The organism is Shewanella waksmanii, assembly GCF_043643685.1.
GTDB classification, from domain to species: Bacteria; Pseudomonadota; Gammaproteobacteria; order Enterobacterales; family Shewanellaceae; genus Shewanella; species Shewanella waksmanii_A.
Window position 1 is genome coordinate 351,640 of the sequence record NZ_JBHZSN010000005.1, and the last position, 16,292, is coordinate 367,931.

General features: G+C 43.7%; 13 protein-coding genes. 12 read left to right on the forward strand and 1 reads right to left on the reverse strand.

Going from position 1 to position 16,292, the window contains the following annotated elements; translation table 11 throughout:
* The first annotated feature begins 139 nt into the window (after positions 1-139).
* The 6 genes from ACHUFW_RS10330 to polA all read left to right on the forward strand — a co-directional run bounded on the left by ACHUFW_RS10330 (position 140) and on the right by polA (position 8,201).
* Positions 140-1,333 carry a glycine C-acetyltransferase gene (locus tag ACHUFW_RS10330; RefSeq protein WP_394202793.1) on the forward strand — a complete coding sequence of 398 codons (1,194 nt, stop codon included), beginning with the start codon at positions 140-142 and terminating at the stop codon, positions 1,331-1,333.
* Positions 1,334-1,342: 9 nt separating this feature from the next.
* Positions 1,343-2,368, forward strand: coding sequence for an L-threonine 3-dehydrogenase (tdh, locus tag ACHUFW_RS10335; protein WP_394202794.1), 1,026 nt, complete (start codon positions 1,343-1,345; stop codon positions 2,366-2,368).
* An 84-nt stretch (positions 2,369-2,452) separates the two neighbouring features.
* The gene (glpE, locus tag ACHUFW_RS10340) at positions 2,453-2,755 is read left to right on the forward strand and encodes a thiosulfate sulfurtransferase GlpE (RefSeq protein WP_394202796.1); all 303 of its coding nucleotides are present in this window, start codon (positions 2,453-2,455) and stop codon (positions 2,753-2,755) included.
* 40 nt (positions 2,756-2,795) lie between these two features.
* On the forward strand, positions 2,796-3,638 hold the full coding sequence (glpG, locus tag ACHUFW_RS10345; RefSeq protein WP_394202798.1) for a rhomboid family intramembrane serine protease GlpG: 843 nt from the start codon (positions 2,796-2,798) through the stop codon (positions 3,636-3,638).
* 118 nt (positions 3,639-3,756) lie between these two features.
* Positions 3,757-4,755: a glycosyltransferase family 9 protein gene (locus ACHUFW_RS10350; RefSeq protein ID WP_394202800.1), complete on the forward strand. Its 999-nt coding sequence runs from the start codon at positions 3,757-3,759 to the stop codon at positions 4,753-4,755.
* 695 nt (positions 4,756-5,450) lie between these two features.
* Positions 5,451-8,201: a DNA polymerase I gene (polA, locus tag ACHUFW_RS10355; RefSeq protein WP_394202895.1), complete on the forward strand. Its 2,751-nt coding sequence runs from the start codon at positions 5,451-5,453 to the stop codon at positions 8,199-8,201.
* 596 nt (positions 8,202-8,797) lie between these two features.
* On the opposite strand, the gene yihA is transcribed toward polA, so the two are convergent.
* A complete protein-coding gene (gene yihA / locus ACHUFW_RS10360) occupies positions 8,798-9,463 on the reverse strand; it encodes a ribosome biogenesis GTP-binding protein YihA/YsxC (protein ID WP_394202802.1) in 666 nt (221 codons plus the stop codon).
* 168 nt (positions 9,464-9,631) lie between these two features.
* On the opposite strand from yihA, the gene ACHUFW_RS10365 reads away from it, so the two are divergent.
* The 6 genes from ACHUFW_RS10365 to ACHUFW_RS10390 all read left to right on the forward strand — a co-directional run bounded on the left by ACHUFW_RS10365 (position 9,632) and on the right by ACHUFW_RS10390 (position 16,288).
* Positions 9,632-10,252, forward strand: a complete 621-nt coding sequence (locus ACHUFW_RS10365; protein WP_394202804.1) for a c-type cytochrome — start codon at positions 9,632-9,634, stop codon at positions 10,250-10,252.
* Positions 10,253-10,996: 744 nt separating this feature from the next.
* Positions 10,997-11,665, forward strand: coding sequence for a class I SAM-dependent methyltransferase (locus ACHUFW_RS10370; protein WP_394202805.1), 669 nt, complete (start codon positions 10,997-10,999; stop codon positions 11,663-11,665).
* Between the two features lie 48 nt (positions 11,666-11,713).
* Positions 11,714-12,247: a Der GTPase-activating protein YihI gene (gene yihI, locus ACHUFW_RS10375; RefSeq protein ID WP_394202806.1), complete on the forward strand. Its 534-nt coding sequence runs from the start codon at positions 11,714-11,716 to the stop codon at positions 12,245-12,247.
* A gap of 77 nt (positions 12,248-12,324) precedes the next feature.
* On the forward strand, positions 12,325-12,801 hold the full coding sequence (locus tag ACHUFW_RS10380; protein ID WP_394202808.1) for a DUF2489 domain-containing protein: 477 nt from the start codon (positions 12,325-12,327) through the stop codon (positions 12,799-12,801).
* A gap of 152 nt (positions 12,802-12,953) precedes the next feature.
* Positions 12,954-14,330: an oxygen-independent coproporphyrinogen III oxidase gene (gene hemN / locus ACHUFW_RS10385; protein ID WP_394202810.1), complete on the forward strand. Its 1,377-nt coding sequence runs from the start codon at positions 12,954-12,956 to the stop codon at positions 14,328-14,330.
* 122 nt (positions 14,331-14,452) lie between these two features.
* Positions 14,453-16,288, forward strand: a complete 1,836-nt coding sequence (locus ACHUFW_RS10390) for a DUF885 domain-containing protein (RefSeq protein WP_394202811.1) — start codon at positions 14,453-14,455, stop codon at positions 16,286-16,288.
* Positions 16,289-16,292 lie beyond the last annotated feature (4 nt).

Below are 16,292 nucleotides of genomic sequence, written 5' to 3' on the forward strand. Positions count from 1 at the left end.
ACAACCAAGCGAGCGCCTGAGAAATCGTAATAGACATCTAATACCATTGCTCTCACTACACCAAATTAAGCGAATATTCGCTATGATTAATCGATTACTTAGTGAGCAGAACTAGAAAAATAAGTGAAGGAGACAGCAGGTGGCTACGACCTCATTCTACAAGCAAATTAATCAACAGCTAGAAGATATAAAAGCTGAAGGCCTGTATAAAAGCGAACGCGTTATCGTTTCTGCACAAAAAACAGAAATTGAAGTTAATGGCCACGAAGTCATGAACTTCTGTGCTAACAACTACCTTGGATTAGCAAATCACCCAGAGCTGATTAGCGCTGCTCAAGCAGGCCTAGACAAACATGGCTTTGGTATGGCTTCGGTGCGCTTTATTTGTGGTACTCAAGACATTCACAAACAATTAGAAGCAAGCCTAAGTGACTTTTTGGGTATGGAAGATACCATTCTTTACTCTTCATGCTTCGACGCAAATGCGGGATTATTCGAAACTTTACTCAGTGCTGAAGATGCCATCGTTTCTGATGCGCTTAACCACGCTTCCATCATCGATGGTGTTCGCTTGTGTAAAGCCAAACGTTTCCGTTACGCCAACAATGATATGGCTGACTTAGAAACCCAACTTAAAGCGGCTAAAGAAGCGGGTGCCCGTCATATTCTTATTGCCACTGATGGTGTGTTCTCTATGGACGGTGTGATCGCCAACCTTAAAGGTGTGTGTGATCTAGCTGACAAATATGGTGCGCTGGTTATGGTTGATGATTCTCACGCCGTCGGGTTTGTTGGCAACGAAGGCCGTGGTACTCACGAGTATTGTGAAGTCATGGATCGCGTTGACATCATCACAGGTACGTTAGGTAAAGCACTAGGTGGTGCATCAGGTGGATTTACTTCTGGTAAAAAAGAAGTCATTGATTGGCTACGTCAACGCTCGCGCCCATACCTGTTTTCCAACTCACTCGCACCTTCGATTGTGACTGCATCAATTCATGTTCTAGAGATGCTCAAATCAGGTCAGGCACTACGTGAAGCCGTTTGGGAAAACAGCCGTTATTTCCGCGAAAAAATGACCGCGGCAGGCTTCACATTAGGCGGCGCCGATCATGCCATTATTCCGGTCATGATTGGTGATGCCAAACTTGCCAGTGATTTTGCTAACCGCTTACTTGAAGAGAACATTTACGTTATTGGCTTCTCTTTCCCTGTGGTACCTAAAGGCCAAGCCCGTATCCGTACCCAAATGTCAGCGGCTCACACCAAACCTCAGTTAGATAGAGCCATTGATGCCTTTACCCGTATCGCAAAAGAGATGGGTATTATTTAGGATCTCATTATGAAAGCACTCAGCAAGTTAAAGCCAGAAGAAGGCATTTGGATGGTTGATGCGCCTAAGCCTGAGCTTGGCCATAACGATCTATTAATTAAAATCAGCAAAACCGCGATCTGCGGCACTGATGTTCATATTTATAACTGGGATGAATGGTCACAAAACACCATTCCTGTTCCTATGGTTGTTGGTCATGAATATGTTGGTGAAGTGGTTGAAATAGGCCAAGAAGTACGCGGATTCAATATTGGCGATCGCGTATCTGGAGAAGGTCATATCACTTGTGGACATTGCCGCAATTGCCGTGCTGGCCGTACCCATTTATGTCGCAATACCTCAGGTGTGGGAGTCAACCGCGATGGCGCATTTGCTGAATACCTAGTGATTCCAGCATTTAACGCGTTTAAGATTCCTGACGATATCTCGGATGATTTGGCAGCCATTTTTGACCCATTTGGCAACGCTGTTCATACCGCTTTATCTTTTGATCTGGTTGGTGAAGATGTATTAATCACCGGTGCAGGTCCTATCGGTATTATGGCTGCAGCCGTTTGTAAGCACGTTGGCGCACGCCATGTGGTGATCACCGATGTAAACGAATACCGTCTTGATCTGGCTAAGAAAATGGGCGCGACCCGCACAGTAAATGTTGCCACAGAGCGCTTAGAAGATGTGATGGCAGAGCTTGGCATGACAGAGGGCTTTGATGTTGGCCTTGAAATGTCTGGCGTACCAGCAGCATTCCACTCAATGCTCGATACCATGAATCATGGTGGCAAGATTGCCATGCTAGGTATTCCTGGCGGCGATATGGCCATTGACTGGAGCAAAGTGATCTTCAAAGGGCTAGTGATTAAAGGGATTTACGGCCGAGAAATGTTTGAAACTTGGTATAAGATGGCCAGTTTGATCCAATCAGGATTAGATATTTCGCCAATTATTACCCATCACTATAACATTGATGACTTCCAAGCTGGCTTTGACGCCATGCGCTCAGGCCAATCTGGCAAAGTCATTCTCGACTGGCGATAACGCCCCGCAGAATAAGGAGCTGTACAGCTGCAGCTCCTTATTGCACACTATGCTGCATTAGCAAAGTAGCAACCAGGAAGTAGCATGTCTGCGTTTCAACATTTAAGCGTTAATCAACTCATCCAAATGTGCCAAGAGAGCACACCACAAATAGTCGATATTCGCGATGCCGCCAGTTTCGAAGCAGGCAATATCCCGCAATCAATCCACCTGACCAATGAAAACTTAGCCCAGTTTATTGGCGATGCCGATATGGATCAGCCATTAGTGGTGGTCTGCTATCATGGTATCAGCAGCCAAAGTGCAGCCACTTACCTTAACGAACAAGGTTTCGACGATGTTTACAGCTTAGATGGTGGTTTTCAGGCTTGGCGAGAACAGCTATAGTTCACCCATAAGCTCTTAAGCGCACGATAGAGGAAAACCTATGTGGGAAGTCGGTTTACTGCCCAATCCACGAGCAGCACAAGCTTTAGTCGATTACCTCAAAGGTCAAGGCATTGCATGCCAAATTCACCCTCATGCTGAAGGGGTTATCTTAACCGTTAACGATGAAGCTCACCTTCAGCAAGCTAGAGTAGAGTACCAAGCTTTCCTCAACCACCCATTTGATGAAAAGTATCTGCAAGCATCTTGGGATAATGGCTCCACTCAAACAAAATTTGATTATGGCGCCCCGTCGTTACAGCTTTTCAGCCAATTCATCACTGGTGCGGGGCCGTTAACCTTAACGATAATCGCGCTATGCAGTGTCATTTTCATTGGATTCAATGTGGGCTTTGCCAACCCAATATTTGAGTATCTTTCTTTTTTCGGCGCAGTACCACAAGCTGAACTCAGTCAGTTTTGGCGAGTATTCACACCTAGTTTAATGCACTTTTCAGCCCTTCATATCATCTTCAACTTACTATGGTGGTGGTATCTAGGTGGCAAAATTGAAAACCGAATTGGCCTTGCGCCATTAGCCATCATTTTAGTTGTCGCCGGCACCCTGCCAAATATCGTTCAATTTTATATGACCGGACCCAATTTCGGCGGTTTATCTGGCGTTGTTTACGCCGTGTTTGGTTACACATGGATTATGGGCACCCGAGCGCCCCAATGTGGCATAGGCTTACCCAAAGCCTATGTTGGCTTCATGCTGTTTTGGCTAGTTCTTGGCTTTACCGATATGTTTGGACTGTCCATTGCCAATGGTGCTCATGTAGGTGGGCTGTTAGTCGGTGTATTACAAGGCTTTATCGATAGCAAAAGGCTCGCTAAAAGTTAGTGATAAAGCATATAACTACACTAGTGTTGTCACAACTAAATAAAACTGTACCTGCAATCATTGTTTTGCAAATTTGAAACAGGTATAAAGCACATTATTTTAATTTAGGCGATAGACCATGGAACGTATACTCATTGTTAGAGTCGATAAGCTTGGAGATTTTTGCCACACCCTACCAGCTATCTCATTACTTAAACGCTCTATGCCTTTTGCTCAAATAGACGTTATCGTTTCACCTTTAATTGAATCACTCGCTAAGCAGTTTGATTTTATAGATAATATTTTGATCTATAAAAAAGATGATCCAAAGCTTATCGACAAAATTAAAGCCAACAACTACCAAGCCGCACTTATCCTGCATAGCCACAAAGACATGGCTAAAATAACAAAAGAAGCCAATATTCCATATCGTTTAGGCCAAAGGCGAAAATGGTATCAGTACCTGTATACTCACAGAGCCCCACTTAACCGCAGCGCTTGTTTAAAACCTGAGTGGCGATATTGTACAGATCATATTGAATATTTTTTATGCAAAAACCATATTCCTCCCGCAGATATCGAACAACGACTGTGGGATGTGCAAAATGAAAAAGAAAAGTGGCAAGAGTTTTATGGTAAAACAGGTGATGAAAAGCTCATCTTTATTCACCCAGGAAGCGGGGGCTCCGAAGGCTCTATATCTCCTCAACAGTTTGCTGACCTAGCAAATATTATCGCCACCAAAAGTGGTATTGCATTAAAGTTTGTCGTTACCTTTGGTCCAAGTGAGAAACCACTCGCTGAACAGGTCGTACAACTCATAACTGACTTCGGCCATATTGCTGAGCCTGCAAATCCAATAAAGAATATAGGTGAGTTTTCACGCTCTCTAGTCGCAGCTGATGTCATGATAGCTGGTTCAACAGGCCCTTTACATGTCGCAAGCCTTCATAATGCTATTACTGTAGGATTTTATCCTCATTCATCAAGAGATGACAAAATTAGATGGCAAACATTAAGTGACTATGAAAACAGGCTTTCTTTTTCTCCCCCAATGGGAGAAAAGACCGGAGCGAATATGACGCTGGTTGATATTCAAAACGCAGCGAACCAGGTTGCAATCAGGCTACAAACTTAATCGAATAATCAGCTAAATAGTGTGAGGGCCAGACTGCTGTTCTACAACTTCTATAGTCATAACAGCTGCTCTCACGCTATCTTTACCCCGAAATAAACTTAGCAACGACAGTTGATAGCATTGAACAATTGCAACATTTATAACCCCACACCGAAGGTTAAAACAGGATAAAAGCTTTCGTTGATTTCTATCAATCCCAATACTAATTAGATATCAACACACATTAGAGCAATAAGTTTACCAAAGTAAGAATAGGCAACCCTAAGCGATGTTTAAGCTACTTACATTATTGAAGTTAGTAAATTCTTATTAAAGTGCCCTTCTATATACGATTATGTTTTAACCAAACTGTAACAAAAGCCTTGATCTGACTATTTTTCATGCTAAGTTAGTGCATCGACTTTACTGATAACCTTTATTGGTTGACGTCAAGTCTATTTACAAGACAAAAAATAATAAGTCCACAAATTAGAATTTATTGTTAAGAAGTCATATCTAGTTCACACTTTTATTTTTTAAAGTTAAAAATCAACAACTTAAAAAACATTTCCCGTAGTCTTTTCTAAGCCTATGGATCTTATGCTATTTTTAGCTCACAGAGTTATCCACAGGCAGTGGTTCAATTTAACATGGCCGAAATCGCCAGTCTGTGGCATGCTAGCGCCATCATAGAATTGCTAAATCGAAACAACTATATGCCAACTATTGCTGATAACCCTTTAATCCTTGTGGATGGTTCTTCTTATCTTTACCGAGCTTATTATGCACCCCCACATTTAACTAACTCTAAAGGTGAAGCAACGGGCGCAGTTTATGGCGTGATCAATATGCTGCGTAGCTTATTGAATCAATATAAACCAAGCCAAATGGCCGTGGTATTTGATGCTAAAGGGCCAACGTTTCGCAACGAAATGTATGCAGAATATAAAGCCCAACGTCCACCAATGCCTGATGATTTGCGCAGCCAAATAGCACCGCTTCACCAAATTATTAAAGCGCTCGGTCTGCCATTAGTCAGTATTCCTGGAGTAGAGGCTGATGATGTGATCGGTACCATTGCCACTCAAGCCAGTAAAGAAGGGCGTGCGGTGTTAATCAGTACTGGCGATAAAGATATGGCTCAGCTTGTTGATGACAACATTACCCTTATCAACACCATGACCAATACCATTTTAGGTCCAGCCGAGGTCACAGAAAAGTTCGGAGTAGGACCTGAGCTGATTATCGACCTGTTAGCACTGCAAGGAGACAAGGCCGATAATATTCCAGGCTTACCTGGCGTAGGAGAAAAAACCGCTCTAGCTATGTTAACCGGGGTTGGAGGCGTAGAAGCCATTTTGGCCAATCCTGATAAAATGCCGGCCCTTGGCTTTAGAGGCGCTAAAACTATGCCGGCTAAAATTGCTGAACATGGCGATATGCTCAAACTATCCTATGAACTCGCCACAATAAAGTTGGATGTTGAGCTAGACCAAGACTGGCATGAACTCAACATCAATGAGCCAAACAAGGATGAATTGATCAAATGCTACGGTGAGATGGAATTTAAACGCTGGTTAGCTGAAGTACTATCAGATAAACCCACCACAGATGCCGGTGACGAGCCCCAAGCCGATAGTGCAGCCAAAACTGTTGAAACCCATTACAGTACAATCTTAACGTTAGAAGAGCTTGATACTTGGGTAGAAAAGTTAGCCAACAGCGCACTTTTCGCAATCGATACTGAGACTACCAGCCTAGATTATATGCAGGCAAAACTGGTTGGTTTGTCCTTTGCTGTTGAGGCCGGAGAAGCAGCCTATCTTCCCCTAGCCCATGATTATGTCGATGCACCTGAACAACTCGATATGGAAATGGCGTTAGCTAAGCTTAAGCCCTTGCTCGAAGATCCTAAACTGAAAAAAGTTGGTCAAAACCTAAAGTATGATATGAGCATTTTGGCCAATGTGGGTATCGAGCTAAAAGGGGTAGCTTTTGACACTATGCTTGAGTCTTATGTATTTAATTCAGTGGCCTCCAAACATAATATGGATGATTTGGCACTGAAGTACCTAGGGCATAAAAATATCAGTTTCGAAGAAATTGCCGGTAAAGGTGCAAAGCAGCTGACCTTCAATCAAATTCCACTAGAAACCGCTGGCCCTTATGCCGCTGAAGATGCTGATATCACCCTGAGGTTACATCAACACCTATGGCCACGACTTGAAAAGGCCAGCGAACTCGCCAGCGTCTTTACCGATATTGAACTGCCACTCTTGTCGATATTATCGCAAATCGAACGTAACGGTGTGTTAATCGATAGCATGTTGCTTGGCCAGCAAAGTGAAGAGCTCGCACGCAAGATCGACGAGCTAGAACAGCAAGCCTACGACATCGCAGGTGAAAAGTTTAATCTAAGCTCAACCAAGCAGTTACAGAAGCTATTTTTCGAAAAATTAGGATACCCGGTAATCAAAAAGACTCCCAAAGGTGCGCCTTCTACTGCAGAAGAAGTGTTAGTGGAGTTAGCCTTAGATTACCCGTTACCGAAAATCATCTTGCAACATCGCAGCCTGATTAAACTGAAAAGTACCTATACCGACAAGCTACCGTTAATGGTCAACCCCAAAACGGGGCGCGTGCATACTAGCTACCACCAAGCGAATGCAGCTACAGGGCGTTTATCATCCAGTGAGCCAAACTTACAAAACATTCCGATTCGAACCGAAGAAGGACGCCGTATTCGTCATGCTTTTGTTGCTGCAGAAGGCCGCAAAGTGCTCGCAGCGGATTACTCGCAAATCGAGTTACGTATCATGGCGCACTTGTCTCAAGATAATGGCCTATTAAGCGCCTTTGCTGCCGGTAAAGATATTCACCGCGCAACGGCAGCAGAAGTATTCGACGTCGACTTTAGTGAAGTCACTACTGAGCAACGCCGACGAGCCAAAGCGGTGAACTTTGGTCTTATTTATGGCATGTCAGCCTTTGGCTTAGCAAAACAGCTCGACATCCCGCGTGCAGAAGCTCAACGCTATATCGATACCTACTTCCAACGCTACCCAGGCGTATTAAAGTATATGGAGGACACTCGTGCTGAAGCGGCTGATTTAGGGTACGTATCAACGCTATTTGGCCGAAGATTATATCTGCCAGCGATAAAAGACCGTAATGCCATGCGTCGCCAAGCGGCTGAACGTGCAGCCATTAACGCCCCCATGCAGGGCACAGCGGCAGACATTATTAAGAAAGCCATGATCGATGTTGCTAAGTGGATTGCCGAAGAAACCCAAGGTGAGATCACCATGATAATGCAAGTACACGATGAATTAGTATTTGAAGTCGATGAACAACACGCACAATCACTGCAAGACAAGGTATGCCAAATCATGGCAAATGCCGCCAGTCTAGATGTTGAATTGCTGGCCGAGGCCGGCATTGGTGATAACTGGGAACAAGCACACTAAGCACCATTATCCGTCAGTTTCGGCCAAGTTAGCAGCCAAAGCCAAATAAACGTCCCTAAAAGATCATTTTGGGGACGTTTTTTGTTTATTTATCACTAACTCGCTCAAAATATGAGAGAAAAGTGAAATTTTACAACCAAAACCAGCCTAAAAAATGCACTAAACTCTAGACATCGATCACATTATTGTCGTTTTTTATAAAAAACAGTTTTTCATATGCCGTCTAATGCGCTAATATTCTCTGCGTAGGGTACAGAGGTTAAGATGTTCTATCTTTCAGACCTTTTATTTCACTTTAAATAGTGACAGCCAAATTATGGCGCCCCAGCAGATTCAATCTGCTGGGGCTTTTTTTCGCCTTAAATTTATTTTAGAGCAAATACTTTAAACCGGTATCCAAATGCGCTATGCTGTCTTCATTGAGCGCCATCGACCTAACTTGATGGAACTTGAGTCTTGTTGAATTTAGCTTCTCCCCAAAAGAGCTAATTTATATTTTTGCCGATGGTTTTCCGTCGGCATTTTTTTGTTTAAAAATTCCTTAACGGCAAAAAAAACGCCCCCAAGTGGGAGCGTTACTCGTCCAATCAGCTTAGCTACTCTTGTTGCTCTTGAGCCTGCTGTTCAAGCGCCTCAACCAACCACTGCGGATGGCACCACTCATTAAGAATACCGAGCACTTTATTTTTACCTAAGCCTTTAAGTGACGAGAATGGTTCAACTTTAACGGCATCACCATAGTCAGCCAGCTGTTTGCGCACACTATTAACGGTCTTCATGCGTGCGCTCTGAGCCAGTTTATCCGCTTTGGTAAGCAATGCTAATACAGGAATGTCGCTCTGTACGCCCCACTCAATCATTTGCATGTCTAGATCTTTGAGTGGATGCCGAATATCCATCAACACCACCACACCACTTAAACATTCGCGTTCTTGCAGATACTGTCCCAATGCTTGTTGCCATTTACGTTTCATTGCTAGTGGCACTTGGGCAAAACCGTAACCGGGTAAATCAACCAAACGACGATGCTCATCCAATGCAAACACATTGATCAACTGTGTACGTCCTGGGGTTTTACTGGTTCTCGCTAAGTTTTTTTGCTCGGTTAACAGGTTCAAAGCACTTGACTTACCCGCGTTCGACCGACCCGCAAAAGCGATCTCTACACCCACGTCGCCAGGCAAGTGTTCATCAAGATGCGCAATGTCAGGCGCACTGATTAAAAATTTAGCCTTACGGAAGTCCATACGAGATTCAGACACTTGCCACTCCAAAATTTGTTAATTCTGTACGTTAAATATCGAAGAGTTGCTTACATTTGCACAATTTCGTGTAAAATATTACTCCGATCACATAAATTACATTTTATCACGCTTGCAGGTATCCCTAGTAAGCTCAGGACAAAAAAATTAACTAAAAGTTGGAACGCCATGAAAAAGCTAGCAATTGCGCTATCAGTTTTAGCCTCAATCTCTTCACCTGTAATGGCTGAAGGCAATGCTGAAGCAGGGAAAACTAAATCAATCGTTTGTTCTGCCTGTCACGGTGTTGATGGTAACAGCATGATAGACATGTACCCTAAAATCGCCGGTCAGCAAGAAGGCTACCTTGAAAAGCAACTTATCGATTTACGTAAAGCTGCTCACACAGGTGGTAAAGAAGGTCGTAACGACCCAATGATGAGCCCAATGGCTGCCGCACTGAGTGATCAAGACATTGCCGACTTAGCGGCATACTACGCGTCTCAAACGCAAACCAGCGCTGACGTAAGCGATGTACCTGCGCTAGGTGAGCAGCTATACAAAGGTGGTGACATGACTCGTGGCATTACTGCTTGTATCGCTTGTCACGGCCCTTCAGGTAAAGGTATGGAAGCCGCGGGCTATCCAATGATCGGTGGTCAGCACGCCAACTACATCAAAATTCAGCTAAACAAGTTCCATGATACAAGTCGTAACAATGATTTGAATGGCATGATGCGTGACGTCGCTAAGAAGCTAAATAGTGACGATATCGAAGCATTATCTAAATATATTTCAAGCCTTAAGTAATTATTAGGGCTTGTGAATAAAAGGTGGCAATGCCACCTTTTTTATTCTCATAAAGTTTACGTTTACGTAAACATACCTAAATTGGTGCTTGACAGTGATCACAGATTTAGGTTTAATTGTGCCCGTATCGAGATGAACCCAACTGTTTGTAACAAAAATTTTTAATAACAACGAACAGATTTCGATATGTAATCATTTAAGATATAAGAATAAATATATTCAATAACAATAATATACTTAAGGCCACTCTCTAAAAATAATAAGAGTAGTGATTTCAACTTGAAGTCCAGGTCCAGAATATTTGTAAGGAAATTGGTTAGGAAGGCCAATCGCTGATTAAGCACTCCTCCTTACAGGTTCAGAGATGATAGCAACGCAGTGCGGCTGTTGATGCATTATTTCCCTGAACACCTAAGCTAAAAAAATCAACATGGATGGTTGACTAAACGTCATAGAAGACAACATGGATAACGATGAGTCATTGAAGACCATCTACGGAAGCTGTGGTCAGGAAGGCAACAGGACGAAAATAAAGTGTCTGGATGACCGAAAACGAAAAAGAAATGCATGGAAAGCAGACTAAAAAAAGATGGATACTGACCGGGAAAGTCGCATAGCAAGTAAGGAAACTTGGAATCAGGATTAAGTACTTTGAGTACTTTTTGGAAGGCGACAGTCATACTGTCGCCTTTTTTTATGGCAAAATAGTCACACGCTGTCGTCAACAAGAGTCAATCAACATTCATGCGAAGATGTCCCCTATGCACGCGTAATCATGTTGTCAGTTTTTACCAGGATAGAAAGCGTCATTTTTTTCGATGTGAAACATGCCAGCTACTATTTGCCGACGCCAGCTCACACTTACCTCCCCATGCTGAACAAAATAAATATCGTCAAGCCAATAGTAAGCAACGCCCTTTACAACAATTTATTCTCAGCTTAGTCGCACAGTGCCAGCAGCAGCAACCAGGTCCATTGCTTGGTCTTAATTTTGGTCGTCTTGCCGAGCCTGCCACCATCAACACCATTCAAGCGCAGGGGCATCAACTGCTTCAATATGACCCTTTCTTTGCCCCAGACCATACCTTGCTGCAACGTCACTACGACTTTATCTGTTGCTACCGAGTGTTCGAACATTTTCGCTTTCCAAGAAAAGAATGGCAGTTACTGTGCTCACTGTTAAAACCTGGCGGTTGGATGGCGATTAGCAATCAGTTACTCAGTCAACTCAGTGGCTTTGAGAAGTGGCATCACAAAGATAATTTAACCCATGTCAGCTTTTATCAGCGCGCTACATTTGAGTTTCTAGCCAATCAAGCCAACTTTAGGCTATTATTCGCTGCAAATGATCTCATTTTGGTGCAAAAACCATCAGAATCTGATATAACACGCGACCCAAGTTCATCTGCTTGAAATACAGCTCAAGCCGATACACTATTTATTTGTTATTGAGATAAAGCTATGTCCCGCAAAAAAACGCGCAAAGCTAATGAAAATGCGCCTAAACTCGCACCAAGAACCAAGAAGAAAGACCGCGTGTTGGCGGGAAAAAAGCAAGAAAGCGGTAACCGTGCGGGTAGCCGTCACGACGCTAAAGTCATCAATCAAAAAGCACCTGGTGGCAGTAAGCAGTCAGCGGATCCACGCCACGGCAGTAAAAAGCCAGTTGCGCTATCACTGCCAGAGACAAAGGCTGAGGTGAAAAAGCCAAAGCAGCCTAAACTGACTGATGAGCAGAAGCTACTTAAGCTAGAAGACGATCCTAGACTTAATCAATTACTGGACATGCTAGAAGAAGGTCGTAACCTAAATGAAGCTGATCAAAAGTGGTTGGATAGCCAACTCAATGAGATTGAGCGATTAATGGAACGCCTTGGCATTTCAGAAGAAGATGACCTTGAGCATGTCATGAGAACCACAACCGGCTCTGACGATGACCTGCTTGAGAAATTTGAATCCGGCGCCGATCTGCTTAAAGACTACCAAGACAAATAACGCCCTAGTAGCGTGACATTATAAATGGCATCGATTTCGATGCCATTTCTCTATCAGCAACAAACAAGCGAGCACCCATGACAAACACGTTTCTTTTGCTTGGCTCACTGATTATTGTGGCACTGGCCACCTATGCCGGCTTTCTGTTGATGAAACTACGCCAACAAACCCAAGCGCAGCAAGCTAAGCTCGCTGAGCAACAACAAGCGGTTCAGCAACGCGAGCAGGCGATCACTACCGATATTCACTATATTGCTACCGCTATGCTAGAAGAGCGCTGTGAACTCTCTGAAGGCGTTATGCGCATCGGCAAATTGTTTGCTATCGCCAACCTCAGTGATCAAGTCGCCGCTCAGTATCCAGCATTATTTGAACATTTTACACTGATTGAGTCTCACCCGATCATGGAAGCACGCAAAGCTTTGCCTAAAAAACAGCGAATGCAGCTAGACCTAACTAGAATGAAATCTGAAAGTGCATTAGAAGCTCGTATTTTACAAGAAGCTAAACAGATTGCAGAAACCTACCAGATGACGGCAAACGAGAATCATTAACACGCCTTCAACAATGATAGGCTTCATAGTTTTCAGTATTTTAATATCCGAAGTGTGTACAGATTCAAATTTTTCAACATGGATCAAGGTTATTTAATCGATTACATTGCATACTTCGGAAGTTGCTAAATTACCAGCTCGGAGGACACGCCTTGAAGCAGCCCACCCAAATTAATTGGGATCAGTCAATGATCGAAAAGTACAACTATAGCGGTCCCCGTTACACGTCTTACCCGACCGCACTAGAGTTTGATGATTCTTTCACTGAAGAAGATCTACTGACTTCAATTAAGAACAGCAAAAGTGACAAGCTATCGCTTTATATTCATATTCCTTTCTGCGCCAAGCTTTGTTATTACTGTGGCTGCAATAAAGTGATCACGCGTCACCAGCACAAAGCCGATCAATACATCGAGTACCTAGCCGCAGAAATCGTTAAGCGTGCGCCATTGTTTAAAAACTACTTAGTGACTCAAATTCACTGGGGTGGCGGTACACCAACTTTCCTAAATCCAGAGCAAATTTTACGTTTGTCAGCACTGATTAAAGAACACTTCAACGTGGCTGACGAAGGTGAATACTCTATTGAAGTTGATCCTCGTGAAATAGAACTTTCAATGTTGGACACCCTAAAAGAAGCCGGCTTCAACCGCATCTCAATTGGTGTGCAAGATTTCAATAAGAAAGTGCAAGTAGCCGTCAACCGTGAGCAAGATGAACAGTTTATCTTCGACTTAATGGCCAAAGCCAAAGAGATGGGCTTTGTTTCAACCAACATCGATTTGATTTACGGACTGCCTCATCAGACGCCTGAAACGTTTGCAGAAACAATGCAGCGTGTTCTGGATCTATCACCAGACCGTTTATCGGTATTTAACTATGCCCACTTACCTGCTCGCTTTGCCGCGCAACGTAAGATCAAAGATGAAGATTTAGCGTCACCGCAGCAAAAGCTAGATATGCTGCATCAAACCATTGAGACCTTAACCGGTGCTGGCTACCAGTACATTGGTATGGATCACTTTGCTAAGCCAGATGATGAACTGTCTATTTTGCAAAATGAAGGCCGTCTACACCGCAACTTCCAAGGGTATACCACCCAAGAAGAGTGTGACTTATTAGGTCTAGGTGTATCTTCAATCAGCCAGATTGGTGATTGTTATGCACAAAACCAAAAAGATATTCGTCCATACTATGAGTCGGTTGACGCATCAGGTCATGCACTATGGAAAGGCTGTAAACTTAACCGAGACGATGAAATCCGTCGTGTCGTCATTAAGCAGCTTATCTGTCACTTCGATCTTGATATGAACAAGATTGACGAGCAGCTAGGTATCACTTTTGAAGACTACTTCAGTGAAGATCTCAAACTACTGCAAACTTTCGTCGATGATAAGCTTGTTGATATTACCGACCGTCAGATCACGATTAGCCCAACAGGTCGCTTATTGATCCGTAATATCTGTATCTGCTTTGACGTTTACTACCGTGAGAAAGCCCGCCAACAGCAGTTCTCTCGCGTTATCTAAGCAAAATAGCTTGATACAAAAAGCCACCTTCAATAGGTGGCTTTTTTTATACCCTTTTGTTGTAGCTTTGAGGCATAATCAAACGGCTATACAAAACAATAACGAAGCAAAGGGAAAATGATATGTCCAAGCTATTTGTGCCGAGTTTACTCGCATTGAGCCTCAGCGCCTGCCAACTCAATACCACGGCCACCGACTACAATCGGTATGCATACGATGCACAAAAAGCCAAGCCTATCGCCATCAATGAGGCTGCTCAATCAGCCACCGCAAAAATTGTTGATCGCGATTTAAAAACCATTATCGAAGATGCGTGGCAACTATCCCTTAGCGCTAAACCTAGTCTGGCCTATAGCAAAGGCGACAAATCGGCTGCAGGTAAATTAACTGATTTATCCCCGCAAGCCTTGGCGCAGCGAAACAGCCAAGCGCAATCGTTATTAGACTCATTAAAGCGCTTAGATAAGAATAAACTCAACAAAACCGACCGCATTAACGCACAGATTTTACAGTACCAATTACAAAATCAAGTTGACCAATATCTGTATAAAGACCACTACGTGCCCATTTCGGCAGAAAGTGGCTTCCATGCCTACATCGCCAGTATTGCCAAAGGCAGCTTCAAAACCGAACAAGATTATCAAAACTACCTTAGCAAACTCGCTGCCTTACCTCGCTATTTTTCCCAGCAAATGCATTGGATGAAACTCGGATTAGCCGAAGGTTATACCCCACCTAAAGTGACGCTCAAGGGGTTTGAAGATAGCATTAGCGCATTTATTGTCCCTGTTGAGGACAGTGGCTATTTCCAACCCTTTACCCAGTATCCAAAACATTTTACAAAGCAACAAAAGCAAGCGTTTACCGCTAAAGGACGTGAGCTCATTGAGCAACAAGTCTTACCGCTATATCAAGACTTCTATGACTTCATGACCCAAGAGTATATCCCCGGTGCGCGCACCAATATTGCGGCAGCAAGTTTGCCTGATGGGTTAGCATTTTATGAAAACCGAGTGCGCTATTACACCACTCTGGACATGACAGCAGAGCAAGTCCACCAATTGGGCCTTAAAGAAGTAAAACGTATCCGCGCCGAAATGCAGCAAGTGATTGAGCAAGTCGGCTTTGAAGGTAGTTTTGCTGACTTCCTGCACTTTTTACGCACCGATCCTCAGTTCTACCCTAAGACTGAAGAAGAGCTGCTAAAAGAAGCTGCTTACATCGCTAAAAAAGCCGATGCGATGCTGCCTAAGTACTTTGGTAAGTTGCCACGCACCCCTTACGGTATCCAAAAAGTACCTGATGAAATTGCTCCTAAATACACCACAGGTCGTTATTCAGGAAGCAACCGTGACGACGAGCCAGGGTACTATTGGGTTAATACCTACGCCTTAGATAAACGTCCCCTGTACGAAATGGAAGCCTTAACCTTGCATGAAGCCGTCCCCGGGCACCATCTGCAAATTTCATTGAACAAAGAGCTCACCAGCTTGCCAAACTTTAGACGTTACAGCTATATCTCTGCCTTTGGCGAAGGTTGGGGTCTCTATTCTGAATACCTCGGCTTGGAAGCTGGATTTTATCAAGACCCTTACAGTAATTTTGGTCGACTCACCTACGAGATGTGGCGCGCCGCGCGCCTAGTTGTCGATACGGGTATGCATGCCAAAGGCTGGAGTCGTCAACAGGCGCTCGACTTTATGGCACAAAATACCGCGCTTTCACTGCACAATGTCACCACAGAGATTGACCGCTACATCTCGTGGCCAGGTCAAGCCGTCTCTTATAAAGTCGGTGAGCTTACCATTAAGCGTTTGCGACAGAAGGCGGAAGACGCACTAGGCGAACAATTTGATATTCGTGCATTTCATGATGCCGTCTTAGCCCAAGGTTCGGTACCAATGCCGATCCTTGAGCAACAAATCGATGAGTTTATCGCCACCAGCAAAGCCAACTAACTAG

Bases quoted from the DNA above. Each gene is read 5' to 3' on its own strand.
- ACHUFW_RS10350 (WP_394202800.1), top strand. From the start codon at position 3,757: ATGGAACGTATACTCATTGTTAGAGTCGATAAGCTTGGAGATTTTTGC.
- glpE (WP_394202796.1), top strand. From the start codon at position 2,453: ATGTCTGCGTTTCAACATTTAAGCGTTAATCAACTCATCCAAATGTGC.
- ACHUFW_RS10390 (WP_394202811.1), top strand. From the start codon at position 14,453: ATGTCCAAGCTATTTGTGCCGAGTTTACTCGCATTGAGCCTCAGCGCC.
- yihI (WP_394202806.1), top strand. From the start codon at position 11,714: ATGTCCCGCAAAAAAACGCGCAAAGCTAATGAAAATGCGCCTAAACTC.
- ACHUFW_RS10370 (WP_394202805.1), top strand. From the start codon at position 10,997: ATGCGAAGATGTCCCCTATGCACGCGTAATCATGTTGTCAGTTTTTAC.
- glpG (WP_394202798.1), top strand. From the start codon at position 2,796: ATGTGGGAAGTCGGTTTACTGCCCAATCCACGAGCAGCACAAGCTTTA.
- ACHUFW_RS10365 (WP_394202804.1), top strand. From the start codon at position 9,632: ATGAAAAAGCTAGCAATTGCGCTATCAGTTTTAGCCTCAATCTCTTCA.
- ACHUFW_RS10380 (WP_394202808.1), top strand. From the start codon at position 12,325: ATGACAAACACGTTTCTTTTGCTTGGCTCACTGATTATTGTGGCACTG.
- tdh (WP_394202794.1), top strand. From the start codon at position 1,343: ATGAAAGCACTCAGCAAGTTAAAGCCAGAAGAAGGCATTTGGATGGTT.
- polA (WP_394202895.1), top strand. From the start codon at position 5,451: ATGCCAACTATTGCTGATAACCCTTTAATCCTTGTGGATGGTTCTTCT.